At 58.6% G+C, this 22,752-nt stretch carries 22 protein-coding genes and 1 riboswitch; of the genes, 16 read left to right on the top strand and 6 right to left on the bottom strand.

Going from position 1 to position 22,752, the window contains the following annotated elements:
* Positions 1 to 58 precede the first annotated feature (58 nt).
* Positions 59 to 892 carry a bifunctional hydroxymethylpyrimidine kinase/phosphomethylpyrimidine kinase gene (gene thiD, locus ACFFIY_RS06425; protein ID WP_354197143.1) on the bottom strand — a complete coding sequence of 278 codons (834 nt, stop codon included), beginning with the start codon at positions 890 to 892 and terminating at the stop codon, positions 59 to 61.
* Between the two features lie 200 nt (positions 893 to 1,092).
* Between thiD and ACFFIY_RS06420 the strand changes: the two genes are divergently transcribed.
* From ACFFIY_RS06420 to ACFFIY_RS06405, 4 genes are all read left to right on the top strand, one after another.
* A complete protein-coding gene (locus ACFFIY_RS06420) occupies positions 1,093 to 1,842 on the top strand; it encodes a DUF4230 domain-containing protein (RefSeq protein WP_354197145.1) in 750 nt (249 codons plus the stop codon).
* 6 nt (positions 1,843 to 1,848) lie between these two features.
* Entirely contained in the window at positions 1,849 to 2,529 is a 681-nt protein-coding gene (locus tag ACFFIY_RS06415; protein WP_354197147.1) for a uracil-DNA glycosylase, read from the top strand.
* 77 nt (positions 2,530 to 2,606) lie between these two features.
* Positions 2,607 to 2,873 carry a YwdI family protein gene (locus tag ACFFIY_RS06410; RefSeq protein ID WP_354197149.1) on the top strand — a complete coding sequence of 89 codons (267 nt, stop codon included), beginning with the start codon at positions 2,607 to 2,609 and terminating at the stop codon, positions 2,871 to 2,873.
* A gap of 40 nt (positions 2,874 to 2,913) precedes the next feature.
* Complete coding sequence (locus ACFFIY_RS06405; RefSeq protein ID WP_354197151.1) at positions 2,914 to 3,294, top strand: DUF423 domain-containing protein; 381 nt, start codon at positions 2,914 to 2,916, stop codon at positions 3,292 to 3,294.
* Between the two features lie 58 nt (positions 3,295 to 3,352).
* Here ACFFIY_RS06405 and gerQ read toward each other — a convergent pair whose 3' ends face one another.
* Positions 3,353 to 3,718 carry a spore coat protein GerQ gene (gene gerQ, locus ACFFIY_RS06400; RefSeq protein WP_376837207.1) on the bottom strand — a complete coding sequence of 122 codons (366 nt, stop codon included), beginning with the start codon at positions 3,716 to 3,718 and terminating at the stop codon, positions 3,353 to 3,355.
* Positions 3,719 to 3,937: 219 nt separating this feature from the next.
* Here gerQ and ACFFIY_RS06395 point away from each other — a divergent pair, with 219 nt between their 5' ends.
* Positions 3,938 to 4,807, top strand: a complete 870-nt coding sequence (locus ACFFIY_RS06395; protein WP_354197153.1) for a DUF2268 domain-containing putative Zn-dependent protease — start codon at positions 3,938 to 3,940, stop codon at positions 4,805 to 4,807.
* A 40-nt stretch (positions 4,808 to 4,847) separates the two neighbouring features.
* On the opposite strand, the gene hemQ is transcribed toward ACFFIY_RS06395, so the two are convergent.
* Positions 4,848 to 5,600, bottom strand: coding sequence for a hydrogen peroxide-dependent heme synthase (hemQ, locus tag ACFFIY_RS06390; protein WP_354197155.1), 753 nt, complete (start codon positions 5,598 to 5,600; stop codon positions 4,848 to 4,850).
* Between the two features lie 188 nt (positions 5,601 to 5,788).
* On the opposite strand from hemQ, the gene lipL reads away from it, so the two are divergent.
* Complete coding sequence (gene lipL / locus ACFFIY_RS06385; RefSeq protein WP_354197157.1) at positions 5,789 to 6,643, top strand: octanoyl-[GcvH]:protein N-octanoyltransferase; 855 nt, start codon at positions 5,789 to 5,791, stop codon at positions 6,641 to 6,643.
* A gap of 171 nt (positions 6,644 to 6,814) precedes the next feature.
* On the opposite strand, the gene ACFFIY_RS06380 is transcribed toward lipL, so the two are convergent.
* Positions 6,815 to 7,450, bottom strand: a complete 636-nt coding sequence (locus ACFFIY_RS06380; RefSeq protein ID WP_354197159.1) for an RsfA family transcriptional regulator — start codon at positions 7,448 to 7,450, stop codon at positions 6,815 to 6,817.
* 551 nt (positions 7,451 to 8,001) lie between these two features.
* Here ACFFIY_RS06380 and ACFFIY_RS06375 point away from each other — a divergent pair.
* The 3 genes from ACFFIY_RS06375 (at position 8,002) to ACFFIY_RS06365 (ending at position 10,407) form a co-directional block, all read left to right on the top strand.
* A complete protein-coding gene (locus ACFFIY_RS06375; protein ID WP_354197161.1) occupies positions 8,002 to 9,315 on the top strand; it encodes an HD domain-containing protein in 1,314 nt (437 codons plus the stop codon).
* Between the two features lies 1 nt (position 9,316).
* Positions 9,317 to 9,823, top strand: coding sequence for a YwgA family protein (locus ACFFIY_RS06370; RefSeq protein ID WP_354197163.1), 507 nt, complete (start codon positions 9,317 to 9,319; stop codon positions 9,821 to 9,823).
* 62 nt (positions 9,824 to 9,885) lie between these two features.
* Positions 9,886 to 10,407, top strand: coding sequence for a YwhD family protein (locus ACFFIY_RS06365; protein WP_354197165.1), 522 nt, complete (start codon positions 9,886 to 9,888; stop codon positions 10,405 to 10,407).
* Positions 10,408 to 11,082: 675 nt separating this feature from the next.
* On the opposite strand, the gene ACFFIY_RS06360 is transcribed toward ACFFIY_RS06365, so the two are convergent.
* Entirely contained in the window at positions 11,083 to 13,140 is a 2,058-nt protein-coding gene (locus ACFFIY_RS06360) for a transglycosylase domain-containing protein (RefSeq protein ID WP_354197167.1), read from the bottom strand.
* Between the two features lie 272 nt (positions 13,141 to 13,412).
* On the opposite strand from ACFFIY_RS06360, the gene speE reads away from it, so the two are divergent.
* Positions 13,413 to 14,255, top strand: coding sequence for a spermidine synthase (gene speE, locus ACFFIY_RS06355; RefSeq protein WP_354197169.1), 843 nt, complete (start codon positions 13,413 to 13,415; stop codon positions 14,253 to 14,255).
* Positions 14,252 to 15,124 (top strand): agmatinase, encoded by an 873-nt coding sequence (gene speB / locus ACFFIY_RS06350; RefSeq protein ID WP_354197171.1) that lies wholly within the window; start codon positions 14,252 to 14,254, stop codon positions 15,122 to 15,124. Before speE ends, speB begins: the two co-directional genes overlap by 4 nt.
* Positions 15,125 to 15,156: 32 nt before the next feature.
* Here speB and ACFFIY_RS06345 read toward each other — a convergent pair whose 3' ends face one another.
* Positions 15,157 to 16,260 carry a GGDEF domain-containing protein gene (locus tag ACFFIY_RS06345; RefSeq protein WP_354197173.1) on the bottom strand — a complete coding sequence of 368 codons (1,104 nt, stop codon included), beginning with the start codon at positions 16,258 to 16,260 and terminating at the stop codon, positions 15,157 to 15,159.
* A 349-nt stretch (positions 16,261 to 16,609) separates the two neighbouring features.
* Between ACFFIY_RS06345 and ACFFIY_RS06340 the strand changes: the two genes are divergently transcribed.
* The 5 genes from ACFFIY_RS06340 (at position 16,610) to ACFFIY_RS06320 (ending at position 22,752) form a co-directional block, all read left to right on the top strand.
* Positions 16,610 to 17,041 carry a YwiB family protein gene (locus ACFFIY_RS06340; protein WP_354197175.1) on the top strand — a complete coding sequence of 144 codons (432 nt, stop codon included), beginning with the start codon at positions 16,610 to 16,612 and terminating at the stop codon, positions 17,039 to 17,041.
* Complete coding sequence (gene argS, locus ACFFIY_RS06335) at positions 17,038 to 18,708, top strand: arginine--tRNA ligase (RefSeq protein WP_354197177.1); 1,671 nt, start codon at positions 17,038 to 17,040, stop codon at positions 18,706 to 18,708. The genes ACFFIY_RS06340 and argS overlap by 4 nt, the downstream gene beginning before the upstream one ends.
* A gap of 242 nt (positions 18,709 to 18,950) precedes the next feature.
* Positions 18,951 to 19,090: riboswitch (cobalamin riboswitch) on the top strand.
* A gap of 156 nt (positions 19,091 to 19,246) precedes the next feature.
* A complete protein-coding gene (locus ACFFIY_RS06330) occupies positions 19,247 to 20,281 on the top strand; it encodes an ABC transporter substrate-binding protein (protein ID WP_354197179.1) in 1,035 nt (344 codons plus the stop codon).
* A 1-nt stretch (position 20,282) separates the two neighbouring features.
* Positions 20,283 to 21,281, top strand: coding sequence for a FecCD family ABC transporter permease (locus ACFFIY_RS06325; RefSeq protein ID WP_354197250.1), 999 nt, complete (start codon positions 20,283 to 20,285; stop codon positions 21,279 to 21,281).
* Positions 21,274 to 22,752 (top strand): adenosylcobinamide amidohydrolase, encoded by a 1,479-nt coding sequence (locus ACFFIY_RS06320; RefSeq protein ID WP_354197181.1) that lies wholly within the window; start codon positions 21,274 to 21,276, stop codon positions 22,750 to 22,752. The genes ACFFIY_RS06325 and ACFFIY_RS06320 overlap by 8 nt, the downstream gene beginning before the upstream one ends.

The raw sequence follows: 22,752 nt of genomic DNA, 5'->3' as shown, positions 1-22,752 counted from the left end.
GGGCCCGCTTGCTGCAAGCGTATAAAAACGGCCGGGCATCAGGCGCCCGGCCGTTTTTTCAGATTTCTTTCACCGTTACTTCCGGAGTCTCAAACTGGTTTTTCGCGCCGTGGAGGACCGGGCCGACGAATTGGTTGAGCTGCCAGCCGTGCTGGATGGCGGCTGCAACGAATTTCTTCGCTTCGAGGACGGCATCCCGGACATCAAGGCCGTTCGCGAGGTTGGCCGTGATCGCCGCTGCGAATGTGCAGCCGGCCCCGTGGTTGTAGGTTGTGTCGATTTTGTCTGTTTCAAGGAGGAGGAACCGGCTGCCGTCGAAGTACAGGTCGACCGCCTTGTCATGCTGGAGCTGCTTTCCGCCTTTGATGACGACATGCTTTGCGCCGAGCCCGTGGATCTTTTCAGCGGCTTTTTTCATGTCATCGACCGTCGTCAGTGCACCGAGGCCGGAGAGCTGTCCGGCTTCGAACAGGTTCGGCGTTGCCACTTCCGCGACGGGAAGGAGGTATTCGACCATGGCGCCGACCGTGCCCGGGTTGAGCACTTCGTCTTCGCCCTTGCACACCATGACCGGGTCGATGACGACATGTGTCGTGCCGGAATCCCGGATGCCTTCGCCGGCTGTGCGGATGACTTCCTCGGTGCTCAGCATGCCCGTCTTGAGCGCGTCGATGCCGACGGAGAGCGCTGTCTTCAGCTGCTCTTTCAGGACATCGATCGGCAGCGTGTAAACGCCGTGGCTCCAGTTGTTGTCCGGGTCCATCGTCGCAATGACGGTGATGGCCGTCATGCCGTATGTGCCGTGTTCCTGGAATGTTTTCAGGTCCGCCTGGAGGCCGGCACCGCCGGACGTATCGGATCCTGCAATGGTGAGTGTCTTTTTGAGTGCCATCATGAAGACTCCTTTTCAAAGTGAATTCTCATTTTATTGTAACAGGAATTCACAGGATTATCGAAATTTCTGCCAAGAAATCACTTCCAGCCGCTTTCCGGCTGCCTGGCCCCTCCTGCACGCGTTTTCCGGCCGGGAATCGGGTAATATTAATAGAATCAGAGAGTCAACCGCCGAACGGGCGGGGAAGGAGGCGGAAGATGGCGGACTGGAAAGAAAGAAACACCGGCCGGAACCGGGAGGAGGAAGAGTCGGCCGTGACGGTCGACGAAGTGTGGGACGCGCCGGCAGCCGGCGATGAACCGTCAGCCGGCCCCGGGCAAAAGGGAAAAGGTCGGCGTGCGCTCAAGACGTTTCTCTGGATCGCCGTTCCGCTGCTCGCCCTGATCCTGATCGTTACGTTCATCGCCATCCGGATGCTTGTCGGCGGCAGCACATTCATGGAGCAAAAAGGTGCGGTCGTCGAGCGGGTTCAGGCGCTGAGTGAACTGGCGACCGCGGAAGCCTACACGAAAGTGATCATCGAACGCTCGGACAATGAGCTGTTCGGACAAAGCATCGGACTCGACATCCCGGGTACGAAGCGCCATCTGCTCGTCGTCATCCCGGGGTCGGTGAAGGCCGGGATTGATTTCTCCAAAGTCGGCGAAAAAGACATCCGGATTGACACCGAGGCAGAAACGGTCCGGATCGAGGTTCCGGAACCGCAATTCCTCGGCGATCCTGAAATCCGGTTCGATGATGTGGAGATTTATTCGCAGGAAGGCCTGTTCCGAAGCAAAGCCGACATCCAGGAAGGCTATGACCTCGCCAGGGAAGCGCAGGCGCTCATCACCAAAGAAGCGACCGAGCGTGGAGTGCTGGAAACGGCGCGGCGGAACGCGGAAACGGCGCTGAAGGAAATGTTTTCATTCGCAGGGTATGACGTTCAAGTGAAATTCAAGGAGTGATGCCTGTTGGCAAAGGATATTTTGAGCAACGACTGGCAGGGCGAGCTGGAAGGGGAATTCGAAAAGCCGTATTACCTGAAGCTGCGCGAGTTTCTGAAGGAGGAATACAGCAGCCGGGAGATCTACCCGCCGATGCATGACATCTGGACGGCGTTCGAGCTGACGCCGTACGAAGAAGTGAAGGCCGTCATCCTCGGCCAGGATCCGTACCACGGCCCGGGACAGGCGCACGGCCTGAGCTTCTCGGTGAAGGCGGGCGTGCGCAAGCCGCCGAGCCTGCGCAATGTGTTCAAGGAGCTGAAGGCGGACATCGGCTGCGCGGAGCCGGAGGACGGCACGCTCACCGGGTGGGCAAATCAGGGCATCATGATGCTCAATACGGTGCTCACGGTCCGAGCGGGCGAGGCGAACTCCCACCGGAAACAAGGCTGGGAGACGCTCACCGACGAAGTGATCCGCAAGCTGTCGGAGCGGGAAAAGCCGGTCGTCTTCGTCCTGTTGGGCAAGCCCGCCCAGCAGAAAAAGCAGCTCATCGACCTGTCACGGCATGCGGTGATCGAGTCGCCGCATCCGAGCCCGCTCAGCGCCAGCCGGGGGTTTTTCGGCAGCAAGCCGTTCTCGAAAGTGAACGAACAGCTCCGGCGGTGGGGCGAAGAAGAGATCGACTGGTGCAGAACAAAGGCGTAGTGCCGGGTGGATCATTGCGGTATAATGGTCACCGGATTGTGCGCCCGCCAAAAGCCGGGACATGATAAAGTGAGTGAATGGAGGGAGATCGGATGGTGCCGATCGAACGGATCTTTGAAGAAATGGAAAAGCAGCTGCGCGACGCGAAGAATTCCTCCGATGAATCAAGGCGGCGGGAGGCCCTGGCGGCAATCCGGTCGCTCGCGGACGTCGCACTCGGCGACAGGCCGAAAAACGGGATGCCGGAAGTGAAACCGCTGCCGCTGTCCGCTCCTCAGGCGACCATGACGGCGCCTGCGCAAGACGCAGACGGCGCGAACGGCAACTCCATATTTGATTTCTGACTCCGATACAGACCATACAGAACGAAAGAAGGGGAAATGAGTGAAGTTCTTTTTGATTGCCGGAGCGATCAACGCCATGATTTCCGTGGCGGCCGGCGCATTCGGCGCGCACGGGCTGGAAGGCAAGCTGAACGACCATTACATGAGCGTCTGGGAAAAGGCCGCCATGTATCAGATGTACCATGCGCTCGGCCTCATCATCATCGGTGTGCTGAAGCACCCGTCGCTGCTCGGCAATATCACCCAGCTGAACTGGGCAGGGTGGCTGCTGTTTGCGGGGATCATCCTGTTTTCCGGCAGCCTGTACGTGCTTGCACTCACGCAGATCGGCGTGCTCGGCGCCATCACGCCGCTCGGGGGCGTCGCGTTCATCATCGGGTGGCTCATGCTCGCAATCGGCGCGGCCAAGCATCTCGGCTGAACCCCCATACAAGGAAAAGGACATCCGTCGGGCTTTTGCCGTCGGGATGTCCTTTTTTTCATCTCGGCTGCTGGTTGAAGTAATTCAGCTCCTCGTCGAATTCCGCGTAGTCAAAGTAGATCATCGGGAACAAGAATCGGTGGTCGGTCCGTGCCTCGCGCAAAATTACGTGGTCACGGCCGGCCGCTTCCACAAACCCGCGGACCACCTTCGTCGTCGTCCCCCGCTCACCGTGCTCGAATGAGAAGTGGAACGTTCCCGGCTGGCCCCGGTTGAGCCGGAGGATGTTCTCGATGTACGACTCTTCCCCCTGAGCCGGCGGCCGGCCTGTGGGCAGGGTCACCTGCGGAGGTATCGTGCCCTGTGGAACGGTCGGCTGCATCGGCACCGGCCGGATGTTCGGATTCCAATAATACTGGACCATCTGGATCCACCTTTCATGTTATGGATTGGATTGGCGGCATTCGCCTGGTGATGGAAAGCGAAACGCAGTGCGGCTATGAGCGGCCCGAGTTCTGCCGGCTGTGCAACCGTTCCGATCATTTTCGGCGGCATGGCCCGCACTTTCGCCTGACCTCCTCGGAATGACTATATGAGCGGGAGGGCGGGTACATTCCTGTATAGCAATGAAAACGGACAGGAGATGAGAGAAACAGTGGCGATCGACAACACGGTTTATGAATTCATGCAGCGGTATGACAGCGGCAGGCTGAGGACGAAAGACGGACTGGAAGCCTATTTCTCCGAATATCCGGGGTTTTTCGAGGAATACTTCCCGAAACACTGCCCGAAGACCGATGAGCGCCTCATCCGCGCAATCGAGCAATACCCGGGAAAGATTAAAGACATCGAGGCTGCCGGACAGCGGCTGCCGGAAGAAATCGAAAAAGTGGAAGCGGCTTACCGGGAACTCACCGGGATTGACCCGCACATGGACCACCATCTGTTCGTCGGCACATTCGGCTCGAATGCATTCATCGGCGGCAAAGAAAAAAACGATGCCTACTATGCGCTGGAAATGCTGTCACCGGATCCCGATGATCTTCGCCTCGTCGCCGCCCACGAAACCGGCCATGTCGTGCAGTACCGGATGTCCGGGGAAGCGGGCGGGGAGACGTGGTGGCGCCATGTCGACTGGTCGCATCCGGCCGTCACCCTGATGTCTGAAGGGGGGGCGCTCCACCTTTCCAAGCTCGCCGTCCCCGGACTCGACCAGCCGTCCTACACGTCGTTCGGCACGCTGCCGGAAGAGGGATACGGATTTTTCATGGCGAACAAGCGGCAGATCAAAGATGAGTTCCTGAAAGACATGGACGGAGGCTGGACCGGCGGCAATGAAATGGAATGGTTCCGGCTTTCGGGCGGCCGCCGGCACGGCTTTTCCCGGCTCGGTTATTACCTCGCAGGCGAATTCATGGAACGGCGCGCAGAGATACGCGGTCTTGAACCGGCACTCACCGACTGGGACCGCCTCACGCTTGAGGAAGAAGTTCACGACTATCTGAAGGAATAAAAAAACGGGCAGCCCGATTGCGGCTGCCCGTTTCCGGATTTTATTTCACATCAAAAAAGGTGTTGCGGTCTTCGCCCTGCAGGATCGTGCCCACGAAGAAAGAGCCGAACACGCCGTAGCGGGCGCTCACTTCGTCAAAGCGCATTTCGTAGACGAGTTTCTTGAACTGGAGAACGTCGTCGGAGAAAAGCGTGACCCCCCATTCGTAGTCGTCAAAGCCGACGGAACCGGAGATGATCTGCTTGACCTTTCCGGCATACTCGCGGCCGATCATCCCGTGGCTGCGCATGAGCTCGCGGCGGCGGTCCATGTCGAGCATGTACCAGTTATCCTCGCCTTCGCGTTTTTTGTCCATCGGGTAGAAGCACACGTACTGCCAGCGCGGAAGTTCCGGATACAGGCGGCCGCGGACGTACGGGTTCTGGTATGGATCCTCGTTGGATTCCTTCGCCAGGTAGTTCGAAAGTTCAACGACGGAGACGTAGGAGTACGACGGGATCAGGTAGTCGGCGATCGCGAGTTTATTAAGCTCGGCTTCCAGCTTCTGAAGCTCGTCCATCGTCGGGCGGAGAATCATGAGCATGAAGTCGGCTTTCTGGCCGACGACCGTATAGAAGGCATGGCTGCCGGTCTTTTCGTCGTCCGCCTTTTGGAGCTTGTCAAGAAAAGCAATGAATTCATCGGTTGCGGCTTTCCGTTCCTCCGCGGGGAGCGCTTTAAAGGTGGCCCAGTCGACCGTGCGGAAGTCATGGAGCACGTACCAGCCGTCAAGTGTGATTGCTGCTTCGATCATATGAATGACACTCCTTTTGATTCGGATAGCCCAAGTGTAGCACAGACGGATGCGAGGAAGGAGGCTGAGCGTCCGGCGTCACACTTTTGTAAAAAGAAGCGGTACTTTTCTGCGACGGCCCGTTTGTGTATGCTTAACGGAGAATAATGAATTTCCGGCGTGCCGGAAAACAGATCAGGAGAATGAACATGGACAAGACATCGGATTTGACGGCCGCCCTGCTGCAGCCGCCGTCTTGGCGCTTCATCGATCAGTCGGTGAGCGGTCTCGGCCGGTCCGCACTTGAATCCTTTGCGATGGATGACACGCTCTGCCATCTCGTCGGCCAGGGGAAGAGCATTCCGGCCGTGCGGACTTGGGTGCATGACCGGACCGTCGTGCTCGGGATTCAGGATCACCGGCTTCCGTACATCGGAGAGGCGGTTTCGTTTCTGGAGACGAACGGCTGGCGCCCGATTGTGCGGAATTCCGGCGGCCTGGCGGTCGTGCTCGACGAAGAAGTGCTGAACATCACGATTGCACTGACCGAACAGGGCCGCCCGATCGACATTCCGGCCGGCTACGAAGTGATGCTGGAATTCGTCCGGCTCCTGCTCCCGGAAGCGGCGGAACAGATCGAGGCCTATGAAATCGTCGGTTCGTACTGCCCGGGATCGTATGACCTGAGCATCGACGGAAAGAAATTCGCCGGCATCTCCCAGCGGCGCCTCCGCGGCGGCATCGCCGTCCAGGTGTACCTGTGCGCAGGCGGCAGCGGGGCAAAGCGGGCGGAACTGATCCGCGACGTCTATGAGACAGGCCTGAAAGGCGAGAAGACGAAATTCGAGTATCCGTCGATCCGCCCCGAAGTCATGGCCTCCCTCACCGAGCTCCTCGGCAAACCGGTCACGGCATTCGAACTGAACACGCGCGTCCGGCGGCTGCTGGGGGTGCTGTCCGGCGACGTGCGGCAAAATCTGTTCGAAGGGGAAGAAGTGGATTTGTATGGCAAGTACCTGAAGCGCGTCGTTGAACGGAACGCGAAGCTGCTTGAGGGTGTGTGAAGGCGGGTGCGTTTTGCCGAGAGTCCGATTCGGCTGTTTAAGAGTCCGATTCGGCCGCGCAAGAGTCCAATTCGGCCTTGTAAGAGTCCGATTCTCCCCGCTAAGAGTCCGATTTCCTCAATGAATCAATCAAATGCAAAAGCTGCCGTGGGTACCGGCAGCTTTTTGAATTTATGAGTGCGTCTGATTGTCTTCGTCTGTTGTGAGATTGCCGTCTGTCTCCATCCCGAACGCAGGCGCCTCGGCCTCGTCGCCGTCAAGCGTCACCAGCTTGCGCGCACGGTTCATGATGCGGACAAACTGATCGTAGTCTTCGCGGATCGACTTGTTTTCTTTTTCAAGGTTGCCGACTTCCTGTTCGAGTTCGGCGATCCGCCGTTCGGCCGCCGTCGCTTCCCGCTGCCACTTCATCGCTTCATGGCCTGCCGGGTTGGTATGCTGCAGGCGCATCAGGTAGGCGATGACGACGTCAAGCGACAGGTTCGACAGGCGTAGAGGGGCGCCGCTCACGCTTTCGCCGTCGTTGCCGACAACGTAAAGTCCCGCATTGTTCCGGCGGAAATCTTTCCCGAGCGCACGCATCGTTTCCTTGCGCTCCTTTTTCGCTTCGGCAAGTTCTTTCTCATATTCTTTCCGGACCACCGCATTCCAGCGGAACCCGCAGGCCGCCGCCGTCCGGTTCATCGCATCCCCGGCTTCCTCAAATGCATTCAACTGCGTGCTGCCATCTCGGACATGCCGCAACACCGTCTCTGCAAGCAACTGGTCGTTCTCTTCAAGCCAAGCATCCTGTCTGACTTTCACCATTTAGAGTCCTCCTGCCATCTTCATAGTCTGTTTCCTTGCATGCAGTCTGTACGGGAAGCCTTTGTTTTATACGGTCTCTTTTATATTTTCCAAAGACTTCTCAAATAGGAAAAGAGCCTCATCGGGAAGTGGGATAGAGAGTGGTGAGACAAGAGGGTAATGAGGGTTTCGCAGTTAGCGGGTTGGATTCGCACTTAGGGCGGCGCGTTCGCACTTAGAGGAGAGGTTTCGCACTTAGAAGGTTGGTTTCGCACTTAGAGGATAGGTTTCGCACTTAGAGGGCTGGTTTCGCACTTAGAGGACAGGTTTCGCACCTAGAAGGTTGGTTTCGCACTTAGAGAGGCTCGATCGCACCTAGAGAAGCACGATCGCACTTAGGCGGACAGCTCCGCAACCGGGAGCCGCTTCTGCAGGGCCACTTGTCGATTTCTCCGCCGGTTCGCTTGATTTTGATTGATTCTCCGAAAATTGAAAGTCTGCCGGGCGGATTCCCAAGGAGAGTTGGAAGGGGTATACTGGGGGAACCGAACGTTTTTTGCGGGGGGTGCCATATGCAGTATGCCAATGAGAAATTGAAGGAAGAAAAAGTGTTCAAGGATCCGGTGCACCGCTACGTCCATGTGCGCGACCGGGTCATCTGGGATCTCATCGCAACGAAGGAATTCCAGCGGCTGCGGCGGATCCACCAGCTTGGCACAACCAATCTTGTTTTCCACGGAGCGGAGCACAGCCGGTTCAACCACTCGCTTGGCGTCTATGAAATCGTGCGCCGGATCATCGACGACAACTTCAGCGGGCGTCCTCACTGGAACGGCTCGGAGCGGCTCGTCACGCTGTGTGCGGCGCTGCTTCATGATCTCGGGCACGGCCCGTTTTCGCACGCGTTCGAGAAGGTGTTCGACCTTGATCACGAATATTACACGCAGCAGATCCTCTTGGGCGACACCGAGGTGAATGCGGTGCTGCGCCGGGTGAGCGAAGAGTTTCCGAGAAAAGTGGCTGACGTCATCGGCAAAACTTATCCGGACAAGCTCGTCGTCTCCCTGATTTCCAGCCAGATTGACGCCGACCGCATGGATTATCTCCAGCGTGACGCCTATTTCACGGGGGTCAGCTACGGCCATTTCGACATGGAGCGGATCCTCCGCGTCATGCGGCCGGAGGAAGACCAGGCCGTCATCAAGCTGAGCGGGATGCACGCGGTCGAAGACTATATCATGAGCCGCTACCAGATGTACTGGCAGGTATACTTCCATCCGGTTTCCCGGTCTGCAGAAGTGATTCTCGTGAAAATTTTGCAGAGGGCGAAATTCCTGAGCGAAGAAGGGTATACGTTCAAGCAAGACCCGGTCCACTTCCGGTCGTTTTTCGGGAAGTCGATCGATCTGCAGGAATACCTGGACCTCGACGAATACATCCTCATGACGTATTTTCAGATGTGGATGAAGGAAGAAGACGAGATTCTCGCCGACTTGTGCGACCGTTTTGTGAACCGCCGCCTGTTTCAGTACATTGACTTCAACCCGGCGAAAGAATACCGGAAACTCGGGGAACTCGAGACACTGTTCCGGAAAGCCGGGATCGACCCGGATTATTATCTTGTCGTGGATTCCTCTTCGGACCTGCCGTATGACTTTTACCGGCCGGGCGAGGAAGAGGAGCGGCTGCCGATCCATCTGCTCATGCCGGACGGAGAATTGCGGGAACTGTCCCGGGAGTCCGACATCGTCGATGCGATCAGCGGCAAACGGCGGACCGACCATAAATTGTATTTCCCGGAGAACTTGCTCCGGGAAGGCAGGAAGAAGAAAGTGTTCAGGCAGCAGATCCTGGACATTCTCGGTAGAACCGAAGGGAGAGAGTGAAATGCTTCGGGAGCATGCGAAGATTGTGCAGTTCGTCTCCATGGCGGACGGCGTGACGGGACGTAAGAAACTGCAGAAGATGATTTACATTGCCAAGAAGATGGATTTCCCGTTTCAGGAAAAATACGAACTGCATATGTACGGGCCTTATTCGGAAGAGCTGACGCTGCGTGTCGAGGAGTTGTGCGAGATGGGATTCCTCGACGAAACGCCAGAGGACAAGGGATCGTATATGCAATACAGCTACAAAGTGACAGAAGAGGGCAGCCGGTTCATCGGGGAAGCGGATGAGGCCCCGGCCGCGCTCGGCGATTGCATCGTCAGGATGAAGGAAAAAAGTTCCCGTTTCCTGGAGCTCGTGTCGACGCTTCTTTACTTTGACCACCTGCCGCGCGAAGAACAGATCACCAATTTACATATCGTCAAGAATAAGCTGAACTTTTCGGAGGCGGAGATCGCGGAAGCGTTCAGCTTCATGGACGAACTGGCCGGCTGCATCCGCCAGTGAAGCGCGCGCCTTTTATACGGCCGGCGGAATGGATATAATGGCAGTTGAGGGGGTGCTTGACCATGGCGAACGATAATAAGCCAAAGCCAAAAATGGGGTTCACGATTCTCCGGGACGATCCGATCGACGGGCACAAGGGATTCGGCAGGAGCTCCCTGTCTCTTGAGAACGTGTCTCCTGTCATCGTCGATGTTGATGAAGGAACCGCACAGGTCGAGATGGGGGCCATGCATGCGCGGAGCCTCACCGAACGGGGCATTAAGTTCACCGTCAACCGGGAAGATTCCGAAGGCGGCAAGCCGTACTGGCTCGTCTGGGTGACGATCGACTACAAGGAAGACGGACCGTATTACGCAGGCGTCACGGCTGCGGAAATGGTCATCAACCGGGAAAAGCGCCGCGGCTATAAAGTGCTGGCGGACCATGTCAATCTGCTGGACAAGTCGATCAAGCGGAAGATCATCGTTGACGGAATGGATGACAGGGCGAAAGAGATCCTGGCCGATTTCCTGAAGAGCCACAACGAGGAGCTGTGGAGAAACAGCAGTCCGGAACTGTTTGAAAGTCTGAACGTGGCCGAATAAACGTTCCAGCCCGAAAATATGAACGATCTTTGACAGTTTTTCCGAACCGGCGGCAGACGGTTGAACCCGGCCGCAAAAGGGAGTAAACTTTAAATAATGCTTGCTGAATACAAGCTAGGACAGCCTGCCGCGCGTAGCGGCACGGCAGGCAAAACCCGACCCGCCCCGGAGGATTCCGGTGGCGGGTCGGGTTTTTTATTGAGGCGGTTGAGTGGCGGAATCGGGGACGAGTCGTACGGATCGGGGCTTGAACCGTACGGATCCGGCCTTGAGTCGTACAGGTTAGTTCCTCGAGCCGCGAGTCGTACGGATCGGGTCTTGAACCGGACGGATCCGGCCATGAGTCGTACAGGTTAATCCCTCCAGGGGTGAGTCGTACGGATCCGGCTCTGAGTCGTACGGATCGGGGCTTGAACCGTACGGATCCGGCCGCGAGTCGTACAGGTTAGCCCCTCGAGCCGCGAGTCGTACGGATCCGGCCTTGAGTCGTACAGGTTAATCCCTCCAGGGGCGAGTCGTACGGATCCGGCTCTGAGTCGTACGCATTACGGCTTGAACCGGACGGATCCGGCCATGAGTCGTACAGGTTAGTCCCTCGAGCCGCGAGTCGTACGGATCCGGCTCTGAGTCGTACGGATCGGGGCTTAAACCGGACGGATCCACCCAGGCTCCCACTCATTCAAAGAACGAAAACGGGAATAGGCGGAGGGGGCCGCCGTCTTTTGTGTCGGTTGAGCGGTCCAGACGGAGTGCGGGGTCCGTGCACAGTTTCTTCGGGACGTCTTTTTCCCGCACATAGACAAGCCGCTGTTTTCCGCAGCCGTCGACGGCGAGGCCGCCGGTTTCCACGTCGACGATGACGCCGGTGACGCCGTCCGGTTTCTGGAAGGCTTCGGGTGGCGTGCCGGAATGCACATCTTCCATGAATTCGATCCACATTTTCTTTGCGGCCATCTTGTCGCTGTTTTCGGTGAGCTGGCGGCCTTCGTCGAACCCGGCCCAGATGCCGGCGGTGAGTGCCGGGGAGTAGCCGATCAAGTATTGGTCGGACAGCGTCGTTCCGGATTTCGCCGCGTACGGGCGGGTCTGTCTCGGACGGAGCGAAAGTCCGGTTGCCGGGGAATAGTCGCTGAACACCGGATCGAACATGCCGGTCATCATCTCGGTGAGGACGTAGGCATCGGCGGGATCCATCACCTGCCGTTTCGTTTCGGGCTCCTGACGGTAGATGACTTTGCCGGAAGCATCGGAAATGGACACAATCGTCGTCGGCTCGATTCGAAGTCCGTGCGCGGCAATCCGATTATAGGCGCCGGTCATTTCGTAGAGCGTCACTTCGGCCGTGCCGAGCGCGGTTGCCGGCGCGTCCGTGAACTTGCCGCTGATGCCGAGTCGGGCGGCCATGTCCTTGAACGGTTTGTACCCGATTTCCTCGAGCGTTTTCACGGCATAGATGTTGTCGGATATGGCGAGCGCCTGGGCGAGTGAAATCGGACGCTCGGCGAATTTCCCGTTGACGTTCTGCGGTTCGTACGTCTGCCGCCCGTCGTCATAGGTGAACACGGTTGGCTCGCTTTTCAGGAACGTCAGCGGGGTGAAGCCCTCTTCAAGCGCCGCTGCATACAGCACCGGCTTCATGGCCGAACCGGATTGCCGCTCCGCCTGCGTCACCCGGTTATACGGACTTTCCGCGTAGTCCCGTCCGCCGATCATCGACGTGACCCGCCCTGTTTCAGGCTCCATCGAGACGAACCCGAACTGAAGGCCGTTTTCGGGAAGCCACCGGGCCGCGGCGGCTTCGGCCATTTTCTGATGGTGCGGATCGAGCGTCGTCTTGATCGTCCAGCCGCCCTCGGCAATGTTCCGTCCCTCCGCTTTCAGGATCGACTCCGCTTCCCGCCACACTTCATCCAGGAAATAGGGCGCCGACTTTTTCGCCCCGTCCCACTCGCCGGACTTGAGCACGACCCGCTCGGCCAGCGCATGATCTGCTTGGTCCTCCGTGATGTAGCCCTGCCTGACCATTGCGCCGAGGATGATTTTCTGCCGATTCCTCGCCGCTTCCGGATGATCGACCGGGGAATAAACCGACGGGCCTTTCGGAACCGCCGCCATCAGCGTGGCTTCGGCCAGCGTCAGCTCATCCGCATCCTTGCCGAAATAAAACCGGCTCGCCGCCTCGGCCCCGTACATTCCGTGCCCAAAATATACCGTGTTCAAGTAGCCTTCCAGGATGGTGTCCTTGTCATAAAACGTCTCGATCCGGCGGGCGTACACCGCCTCGTTGATCTTCCTGGACCAGGTCTTGTGGTGGGAAAGGTACAAGTTCCGGGCATACTGCTGGGTGATTGTGCTGGCACCCTCGACTTTGCGGAACGCCTTCGCATCCTTGAGCACCGCCGCGGCGATCCGGGAATAATCAAACCCCTTATGTTCCCGGAAATCCTTGTCTTCCACCGCAACGAATGCATCCTGCAGGAACGGCGAAATTTCGGTCAGGGAAGCCGGGTAGCGCCGCTCGCCCGAATGCCGGTCGCCGATCGGATGGCCGTTCCGGTCGAGGAACACAGTCGCCGACGGCACATCCAGCGCCGGCGGGCCCGCCGCCCGGATATAAAGCAGAAACGCCCCGTACATCACCCCGGCCGCCACGCCGAGGCTCACCAATAAAAGCAGGCCCCGCCGGACTGCCGCCTGCCGCCTCCGCTTTCGCCTGATCTGCGACCGTCTCATCCTTTCGCCGCCTTTCGCCGTTTTCCCCGAGTATGCGCAGTCTGGCGCCATTTCAACCATCCGCACCGGGATTCGTTGCCGTTCAGGCCGGCCGGACCGTGCGCTCGTCATTCCATGAACGGGAAATCGCGAACCTCTTCATCTTCTCGCCGGGCCATGCAAAAAATGGTTGCAAGCGGCGTCTGAGGCCTTATAATGAAGCTTAGTTTCCAAGAGGCCCGCACGGAATGCGGGCGGCGGGACAGTGAAGCATAAGGAGGGTTTACTTTAAAATGGCAGGCCTTTGGTATACAGAAAAGCAGACGGAACACTTTGGCATCACGATGAAGATCAAGCGGACGCACCATGTCGAGCAGACGGATTTCCAGCTGCTGGAGATGGCGGAAACGGAAGAGTGGGGGAACATGCTGTTTCTCGACGGGATGGTCATGACATCGGAGCGGGATGAATTCGTCTACCATGAAATGGTGGCGCATGTGCCGCTCTTCACTCACCCCCATCCGAAAAAAGTGCTCGTCGTCGGCGGCGGGGACGGCGGCGTCATCCGGGAAGTGCTGAAGCACCCGGAAGTGGAGCTTGCGGTCCTTGTCGACATCGACGGGAAGGTCATCGAGTATTCAAAGAAGTACCTTCCGTCCATTGCCGGCAAGCTGGAAGACCCGCGCGTCGATGTCCGGGTCGGCGACGGCTTCATGCACATCGCCGAGTCCGAAAACGAATATGATGTCATCCTGGTGGACTCCACGGAACCGGTCGGCCCCGCGGTCAACTTGTTCACAAAAGGGTTCTATGCCGGCATTTCCAAGGCGCTCAAGGAAGACGGGCTGTTTGTCGCGCAGTCGGACAATCCGTGGTTCAAGGCGGACCTGATCCGCCAGGTCCAAAAGGATGTCCGGGAGATTTTCCCGGTCACGAAGATGTACACGGCGAACATCCCGACTTATCCGAGCGGCCTCTGGTGCTTCACGCTCGGCTCAAAAAAGTATGATCCGCTCCAAGTGGAGGAAAGCCGATTCCATGAGATCGACACGAAGTACTACACAGACGAACTGCATAAGGCGGCTTTCGTCCTGCCGAAATTCGTCAAGGACCTGGCGGAAGGGGAAGGCGAATGAGATTCGAGGAAGCGTATTCCGGCAATGTGTTCATCAAAAGCGGCACCGACTACGGCAAAGCCGACGCCGTCATCTATGGCATGCCGATGGACTGGACGGTGAGCTGGCGTCCGGGCTCACGGTTCGGCCCCGGCCGGATCCGCGAAGCGTCGATCGGCCTGGAGGAATACAGCCCGTATCTCGACCGCGAACTCGATGATATCCGTTACTTTGACGCCGGAGATATTCCGTTGCCGTTCGGCAATGCGGAAAAATCGCTCAAGCTGATCGGCGGCTTTGTGCGCCAGCTGCTGTCGGACGGCAAAATCCCTGCCGGCATGGGCGGCGAGCATCTCGTGTCGCTTCCGGCCATGCAGGAAACGGCGGCCAAATATCCGGACCTTGCGATCATCCATATGGACGCTCACACCGATCTGCGGACGGAATACGAAGGAGAGCCGCTGTCGCATTCGACGCCGATCCGCAAGATCGCCGAGCAGATCGGCCCGCACAATGTCTACTCGTTCGGCATCCGGTCGGGCATGAAGGAAGAATTTGACTGGGCGCGTGAAAACGGCATGCACATTTCAAAATTCGACGTGCTCGAGCCGTTGAAGGAGATCCTGCCGACGCTTGCGGGCCGCCCGGTCTACGTGACAATCGACATCGATGTGCTCGATCCGGCACATGCACCCGGCACCGGCACCGTCGACTGCGGGGGCATCACTTCCCGCGAACTGCTCGCGTCCATCCATGAAATCGCCCGCTCGGACGTCCGGGTCGCCGGCTTTGATCTGGTGGAGGTGGCGCCCGTTTTTGATCCGTCTGAACAAACGGTGAACACGGCGAGCAAGCTGTTCCGCGAAATGCTGCTCGGCTTTGTAAAATAAACCGCGAAAAACGTGATGCCCGGTTTGGGACATCACGTTTTTGCGATGGATTCGGTTCGGGGCGTCCAGGCAACAACCCGGTTGCGGCCGGTCTGCTTGGCGGTGTACAGCGCTTCATCCGCTCGTTGGTACAACTGCTTTGTATCTTCAGCTTGCCCGGGAAACGAGCAGACCCCGAGTGAAATCGTCACGGGGATCGACAGGCCGCCGTCGAGGATGAACGGATTGCCGGCCACCGCCCTGCGCAGCTTCTCCGCAACGGACAGTGCCTGGTCTTCCGCAATCCCCGGAAGCAGCACGGAAAATTCCTCGCCGCCGTTCCGGGAAAGAACCGCACCCTTGGGCAGGGCACAACGGCGAATTCTCCCGGCAAGTTCCGTCAGCACTTCGTCGCCGACGGGGTGGCCGTATGTATCATTGACTTTCTTGAACCGGTCGATGTCAAACAGGACCAGGGACACGGGGCGGGTGCCGTCTTCCAGCATCGAGCTGATGATTTCGCCGAAGGACCGGCTGTTGTTGAGTCCGGTGAGGAAATCGGTCTTGGAAAGCTTTTCGATGCCGGCGAGTTTCTTGAAGTGGCTGTTCAGTTCTCTCAAGATCACCGTGACGGTGAAATAAGACAAATACGAATACGCGATGAACATGGCCGTGTTCATGACGACCCCGGCTCCTTTTGGCAGCAGGAAGATCAGGACGACGGCCGTCTCCAGTACGGCAAAATGGAAGAACAGCCGGGCGGTCCGGAATGACGAGCCTTTCCAGGCAAAGAATCCCGACGCTGCGATGCCGATGAACACGGCGTTCAGCCCCGCGACGAGACCGGCGCCCGCGAATCCGGACATCCCGATCCGGACCAGGCCGACCACGGCTGCCGCGATGACCGGGGCGACCGGTCCGCCGAAAATGCCCGAAATGACGATGACCGAAATTCGCGCATCGACGAAGACTCCGCCCTCAAGCCGGACGGATGCCGCCAGGAGAAACGTGGCGGTCACGCCGGCCGTCAGACCAATCAGCACCGGATGGAGTTTCGGGTAAGGGATCCTGAATCGCCCGCGGTCCTGGAACGGCCAGTAGCTGATGATGGAGAACGTGAACAAGATACAGAAGTTAACGGCGAGCTGATAAAGCAAAAGGGCCCCCTCCAAATTCAGGACGCTGAGTTTCCGGAATTTTTCCAAACTGAGGAACGGCGGCCCCGTCCTGAAGCATGCCATTCATTGGATTCATTATAGACGATGTTCCCGCCTCAGACATCCGGTCAGTGTCCGGGCGGCATGCCGGGCTGTCCCGGCACCCATGATTCCACCCGATTCCGCCTGTGTGATTTTGCCGCAAACAGCGCCTCATCCGCGGCCCCGTCCATTTTCTTGATTATACCATCTTTTCTATCTCCGGCAGCCCGCCTCCCGGCATTCATTGAAATGCTGTGTCCGGACGGGCTATAATAAGGGAATGATTTTCATGAACGGAGGCAGGAAGATGAACAATCCGGCGGAAGGAAGAGCCGCTGCCATCCGGCTCATCTCGACGATCACGCAGCCGGGTGAGCCCCCGGCGAAGCATATCGTGAAAGCGGACGGGCATCTGATCGAGCGGGGCGGCCGGCTGTGGCTGCGCTTTGAGGAGAAGATGGACGGCCGTGAAATCCGGACGACTGTCCGCATGGGACACGACGAAGCGCTCATCATGCGCGGCGGCGACGTGACGATGCGGCTGCCGCTCGTTCTGGGCGAAGAACGGCCCGGCACTTACGGCGTCGGGAAGATGGAACTCCCGCTCACGGTGCGGACGCAGACGATGAAATTCGATCCGGCCGGCGGCAAGTTCCTGGCAGTGTACCGGCTCATTTCGGGCGGCCAGGACATCGGGACATACGAAGTAGAATTCATTTATTCGGAGGGAAAACAATGAACATTGTGGAACAGGTGCAGCAGCAGTTGAAAGACGCAATCGGAGCGGCCGTCGAAAAATCCGGCTTTGCGGAAGAAACTGCACTGCCGGAAGTCATGATCGAAACGCCGAAAAACAAAGACAACGGCGACTATGCGACGAACATTGCGATGCAGCTGACGAAAATCGCAAAAAAGCCGCCGCGCGCAATTGCCGAAGCCATCATCGCGAACCTTAACACGGACAGCACGCCGATCCGCTCGGTGGACATCGCCGGCCCCGGCTTCATCAACATCACGCTGAAGCCGGATTATCTCGGCGAAGTGGTCAAGGATGTTCTGGAAAAAGGGGAGGACTTCGGCCGGAGCAATGCCGGCGGCGGCGAAAAGGTCCAGGTTGAGTTCGTTTCCGCGAACCCGACGGGCGACCTGCACCTCGGCCATGCCCGCGGCGCCTCCCTCGGCGATTCCCTCTGCAACGTGATGGACTTTGCCGGGTATGACATGTCCCGCGAATACTACATCAACGATGCGGGCAATCAGATCAACAACCTTGCGAAGTCGATCGAAGCCCGCTACTTCCAGGCGCTCGGCAGGGAAGCGGAGATGCCGGAAGACGGCTACTATGGCCAGGACGTCATCGACATCGCCGAAGCATTGGCGAAAGAGCACGGCGACAGATTTGCGGACATGCCGGAAGAAGAGCGGTTCCAGTGGTTCCGCAAGCACGGCCTCGGCGTCGAACTCGACAAGCTGAAGCAGGACCTCGCCGCCTTCCGGGTGAATTTCGATGTCTGGTTCTCCGAAACGTCCCTTTACGAGGACGGCAAGATCGACAAAGCGCTCGACAAACTCAAAGAGAACGGCCATGTGTTCGAGGAAGACGGCGCCACCTGGTTCCGCTCGACCGACTTCGGGGATGACAAAGACCGCGTGCTTATCAAGCAGGACGGGTCCTACACTTATCTTCTTCCGGACATCGCCTATCATGAAGACAAGCTCCAGCGCGGGTTCGACAAGCTCATCAACATCTGGGGTGCCGACCACCACGGCTACATTCCGCGCATGAAGGCGGCAATCGAAGCGCTCGGCTACGACAAAGACACGCTTGAGGTGCTCGTCGCCCAGATGGTCCAGCTTTACAAAGACGGCGAAAAGTTCAAGATGAGCAAGCGCACCGGCAAGGCGGTCACGCTCCGTGAGCTCGTCGACATGGTCGGCCTCGATGCGGTCCGCTACTTCTTCGTCATGCGTTCCGGCGACTCCCAGATGGACTTCGACCTCGACCTCGCCGTCTCGCAGTCCAATGAAAACCCGGTGTACTATGCGCAATATGCCCATGCCCGCATCTGCTCGATCCTGCGCCAGGCGGACGATGCCGGACTGTTCGCTTCGACGGATCATGTGGACCGGCTGCTGGATTCCGAGAAGGCGCTTGATCTCATGCGCAAGCTCGGCGACTTCCCGCAGGTCGTGGCCGACGCCGCCAAATTGCGTGCGCCTCACCGTGTGGCGACGTATATCCATGAACTTGCCGCCGCATTCCATACGTTCTACAGCACCGACAAAGTCGTCGATCCGGACAACCAAGAACTGTCCGAGGCGCGCCTCGCCCTCGTCACGGCAACCCGCACCACCATCGCCAACGCCCTCCGCCTCATCGGCGTCGACGCCCCGGTCAGGATGTAATCGATAGAACGAATGAAAAACCGGCCCGTTGCGGCCGGTTTTTCCATAAGTGCGGGGAGCGTTATCTTTATCGGGGAGAGCGTTATCTTTATTACATGGAACGTTATCTTTATCCGGGTGAACGTTATCTTTATCAGGCAAAACCTTATCTTTATCCCGCCCGCCCCTCGACAAATTCCGCGGGTTCTGATTAAATTGAGGAAGAATTGAATATCCGTCTGCCGGGGTGCCAGCTGCAGCCCGGCGACGGATGACGCGAAGGTGCCCCGTTCCGGGGGTAAAAGGGAAGCCGGTGAAAGTCCGGCACGGTCCCGCCACTGTGAGCGGCGCTGCGAACGCAGACGCCCCAAGTCAGGAAACCTGCCTTCGCGGAAACACCCGAATTGCGCCTGCGAGGACAGGCCGGTGTGGCACGGCGCCTGTCTCGGCAGGCTGCGGTCGTTTTTCCGCATGCCGTCCTGCCGGTTTGATTGGACCCCCGCCGAGTGCGGGGGTTTTTCGATTCTCGCAAACTTCATCGACAGGGGGAACAGCAACAATGAGCAAGAAATGGATCAAATGGATGGCCGTTTTCCTGGCAGCGCTGCTTTTGACGGCGTGCGGATCAAACGGAAACAAGGCCGATGAGCCTCAGATGAAACAGGAAGAAGGAACTGCCGACCAGCAGGATGGCGATAAGTCCGGCGAACAGGCAACATTCCCTGTGACGGAGACCGACGCGGTCGGCAATGAAATCACGCTTGAACAGGCACCTGAAACCATCGTCTCCATGATGCCGAGCAACACGGAAATCCTGTTCGGAATCGGAGCGGGAGACAAGGTTGTCGGTGTCAATGATTACGATGACTACCCGGAAGAAGTCCAGGACATCGAAAAAATTGGCGGACTTGAATTCAATGTAGAGAAAATCATCGGGCTCCATCCCGATGTGGTTTTTGCCCATGAATCCGGACTCGGAACGGGCGAAGAAGGGCTCCAGCAGCTCCGTGACGCGGGCCTGACCGTGTTTGTCGTTAAAAATGCGACCAACTTTGAAGAGACATACAGCACCATCAACCAGATCGGCAAACTGACCGGCCATGAAACGGAAGCCGATGAAGTCGTCGAAGGCATGAAAGCGAAGGTTGCCGAGATCGAAGAAAAGGCGAAAGAAGTGAAAGACGAGAAGAAAGTATTCGTCGAAACTTCCCCGGCTCCTGAAATCTATGCGCCGGGTGCCGGCACGTTCATGCAGCAGTTCCTCGATATGATCCATGCGGAAAATGTCGCGGGTGACCAGGAAGGCTGGGTCATGATGGATCCTGAAGAAATCGTCAACCGCAATCCGGATGTGATCATGGTCATGTACGGGGACGACAGCGCGGTCGATGCCGTGTATGACCGCGAAGGCTTTGACGCAATTGCGGCGATCAAGGACAAACAAGTCGTCCGTGTGGATGAAAACACGACGAGCCGGACGGGTCCTCGCCTTGCAGAAGGCCTGGAAGCCGTGGCCAAGGCGGTTTATCCCGACATCTTCGGAGAAAGCCAGGCGGATGACCAGGCCGAAGACGAAGACGATCAGGCGGCCTGACATGAACAAGCGCCTGTTCGCCTACATCGTGACCACCGCCGTGCTCCTTGCGGCGATCTGGCTCGGCGTGTCGATCGGGACGGTGCGAGTACCGCTCAGGGTGCTGTGGGATCCGGCAGCGGATGAAACCGCCTCGAACATCCTGTGGAAAATCCGCATGCCGCGCGTTGTGCTCGCGGGGCTTGTCGGAGGATCCCTCGCCATGGCGGGGGCGGCTTTTCAGGGATTGCTTAAAAACCCGCTTGCGGATCCCTACACCCTCGGAGTGTCGTCCGGTGCCTCGGTGGGCGCCGTGGCGACACTCTTTTTCGGACTCGGCCTGTTCGGATCTTACACGCTGCCCGTCTTCAGCATGGCGGGCGCGATGGCGGTGCTGCTGCTCGTCATCGGGTTCTCGAGGGCAGTCGACCGGTCGCTCAAAATGGAAACGATCATTTTGACCGGCGTCATCTTCGGCTCGTTTCTCGGCTCGCTGCTGTCGCTCATGATCGCGCTCACCGGCGAGGAGCTCCGCCAGATCATCGGCTGGCTGCTCGGAAGCGTGTCGATGCGCGGCTGGAAATACATCTGGATGGTGTGGCCGTTCATGTTCATCGGCGCGCTTATGCTCTGGCTTTGCCGCCGGGAGCTCAACGCGATGCTGTTTGGCGAGGAACGTGCGCATCACCTCGGCGTCGATGTCAAAAAACGCAAGTGGATGATCCTCGGCGGCGGCTCGATCCTGACCGGTTCCGCCGTCGCGGTGTCCGGCACGATCGGATTCGTCGGCCTCGTCGTCCCGCACATGACGAGGATCCTGTGGGGGACCGATCACCGGCACCTGCTGCCGCTGTCCCTCATGAACGGAGCGTCGCTGCTGATTCTTTGCGACCTCATCGCACGGACGATCATTTCGCCGACCGAACTGCCGGTCGGGGTGATCACGTCATTCATCGGCGCGCCGGTGTTTGCATTCATTTTCTACAGACAACGGAGGAAAGGGGCGTTGCGGCATGCTTGAGGTAAGAGAACTGACGGGCGGATACGGCGATTCGCCGGTCGTCCGCTCGGTATCGTTCGAAGTCGGAAAAGGCGAGATGCTCGGCATTCTCGGACCGAACGGAAGCGGCAAGTCGACGCTCCTGAAAATGCTGAGCGGACTGTTGCCCGCGGATTCCGGGACGGTGACTGTGGCGGGAAAGACCGTCCGTGAGTATTCGCGGAAAGAGTTTGCCCGGCAGGTGGCCGTTCTGCCGCAGCTTCAGGCGGATACATTTTCCCATAGCGTCTTTGAAACGGTGGCCCTCGGCCGCTATCCGCACCAGTCGGGACTGTTCTCGGCCTGGTCGGAGCGGGACGAGCGGGCCGTCGCGGATGCAATGGACAAGATGGGCGTCACCCGCTACCGTGACACGCAGATCGAATTCATGTCAGGAGGGGAGCGCCAGCGGGTGTTTGTCGCACAGGCGCTTGCCCAGGAAGCGCCGGTCCTGCTGCTGGATGAGCCGACCAATCATCTCGACATCGCCCACCAGCAACAGCTTCTCGATACGATCCGCCTGCAGGCGACGGAAAACGGACTGACCGTCGTGTCGGTGTTCCATGACATCAACCTGGCTTCGCTTTATTGCGACCGGCTGCTGCTCCTTGACCGGGGTGAAGTCGCTGCCATCGGCACACCGGACGCGGTGGTCGATGAAGCAAAGATCAATGCCGTTTATTCCGCCCGGGTGAAGGCGGGCATGCATCCGGAAATCCCGAAGCCGCAGATCACCCTCCTGCCGGGCGAGGGTCCGCCGGAGCGGAAACGGGCAGTGAAAAAGGAAGACATCAAGGTATCCGGACAATTCGTACATCTGGATGCCGAGGTGCCGGTCAAGGCCATCTCCTCCGCCGTCCACCAGGCGGGGGCCGGATGGTTCCGCCACTTCGTCAACCGGCATGTGGACGCCGGCTACCGATCCGATGATGCAACGGCCGAAATGCGTGACTGGCTGTCAGGCAACGGATTCCCGCTTTCCCAGACGGCCGCCATGATGACCGCCGCGATGACGGAGGACGCCGTCATCGGTGAATACGGCACGCCGGATGCCCCTGTCGTCGTCTGCGTGACCGCGGGCGTCGGAAACGCGGTGGATGCATCGATCGGGGCCGGGCGGGAGATGTATGCCGGCACGATCAACACATGGGTGATCGTCAACGGACACCTTACCGACGAAGCGCTCATCCAGGGGATGGTGACGGCAACCGAGGCGAAGACAAAGGCGATGCACGCCGAAGAAGTGCTGGACCCGCTCACCGGCACCGTCGCCACCGGAACCTCGACCGACAGCCTGCTCATTGCAGCCACTCAGACGGGGGTCCGATATCCTTACGCGGGCACCGTTACGGAACTCGGCGGAGCGATCGGGCGCGGCGTGTACGAATGCACCGTCCGGGCCATCCGGAAATACCGGGTGCGCAAATCGGCGGCGGAAAGGGACGGACAATGA

This window comes from Bhargavaea ullalensis (genome assembly GCF_042432615.1).
GTDB lineage: Bacteria > Bacillota > Bacilli > Bacillales_A > Planococcaceae > Bhargavaea > Bhargavaea ullalensis.
The sequence above is the reverse complement of the archived record's forward strand: the minus strand, read 5'-3'. Positions and strand labels throughout refer to the sequence as shown.

Bases quoted from the DNA above. Each gene is read 5' to 3' on its own strand.
- lipL (WP_354197157.1), top strand. From the start codon at position 5,789: ATGGACAAGACATCGGATTTGACGGCCGCCCTGCTGCAGCCGCCGTCT.
- ACFFIY_RS06375 (WP_354197161.1), top strand. From the start codon at position 8,002: ATGCAGTATGCCAATGAGAAATTGAAGGAAGAAAAAGTGTTCAAGGAT.
- ACFFIY_RS06330 (WP_354197179.1), top strand. From the start codon at position 19,247: ATGAGCAAGAAATGGATCAAATGGATGGCCGTTTTCCTGGCAGCGCTG.
- ACFFIY_RS06395 (WP_354197153.1), top strand. From the start codon at position 3,938: ATGAGAGAAACAGTGGCGATCGACAACACGGTTTATGAATTCATGCAG.
- argS (WP_354197177.1), top strand. From the start codon at position 17,038: ATGAACATTGTGGAACAGGTGCAGCAGCAGTTGAAAGACGCAATCGGA.
- speB (WP_354197171.1), top strand. From the start codon at position 14,252: ATGAGATTCGAGGAAGCGTATTCCGGCAATGTGTTCATCAAAAGCGGC.
- ACFFIY_RS06360 (WP_354197167.1), bottom strand. From the start codon at position 13,140: ATGAGACGGTCGCAGATCAGGCGAAAGCGGAGGCGGCAGGCGGCAGTC.
- ACFFIY_RS06410 (WP_354197149.1), top strand. From the start codon at position 2,607: ATGGAGGGAGATCGGATGGTGCCGATCGAACGGATCTTTGAAGAAATG.
- ACFFIY_RS06320 (WP_354197181.1), top strand. From the start codon at position 21,274: ATGCTTGAGGTAAGAGAACTGACGGGCGGATACGGCGATTCGCCGGTC.
- ACFFIY_RS06370 (WP_354197163.1), top strand. From the start codon at position 9,317: ATGCTTCGGGAGCATGCGAAGATTGTGCAGTTCGTCTCCATGGCGGAC.
- ACFFIY_RS06340 (WP_354197175.1), top strand. From the start codon at position 16,610: ATGAACAATCCGGCGGAAGGAAGAGCCGCTGCCATCCGGCTCATCTCG.
- hemQ (WP_354197155.1), bottom strand. From the start codon at position 5,600: ATGATCGAAGCAGCAATCACACTTGACGGCTGGTACGTGCTCCATGAC.
- speE (WP_354197169.1), top strand. From the start codon at position 13,413: ATGGCAGGCCTTTGGTATACAGAAAAGCAGACGGAACACTTTGGCATC.
- ACFFIY_RS06365 (WP_354197165.1), top strand. From the start codon at position 9,886: ATGGCGAACGATAATAAGCCAAAGCCAAAAATGGGGTTCACGATTCTC.
- ACFFIY_RS06420 (WP_354197145.1), top strand. From the start codon at position 1,093: ATGGCGGACTGGAAAGAAAGAAACACCGGCCGGAACCGGGAGGAGGAA.
- gerQ (WP_376837207.1), bottom strand. From the start codon at position 3,718: ATGGTCCAGTATTATTGGAATCCGAACATCCGGCCGGTGCCGATGCAG.
- thiD (WP_354197143.1), bottom strand. From the start codon at position 892: ATGGCACTCAAAAAGACACTCACCATTGCAGGATCCGATACGTCCGGC.
- ACFFIY_RS06325 (WP_354197250.1), top strand. From the start codon at position 20,283: ATGAACAAGCGCCTGTTCGCCTACATCGTGACCACCGCCGTGCTCCTT.
- ACFFIY_RS06380 (WP_354197159.1), bottom strand. From the start codon at position 7,450: ATGGTGAAAGTCAGACAGGATGCTTGGCTTGAAGAGAACGACCAGTTG.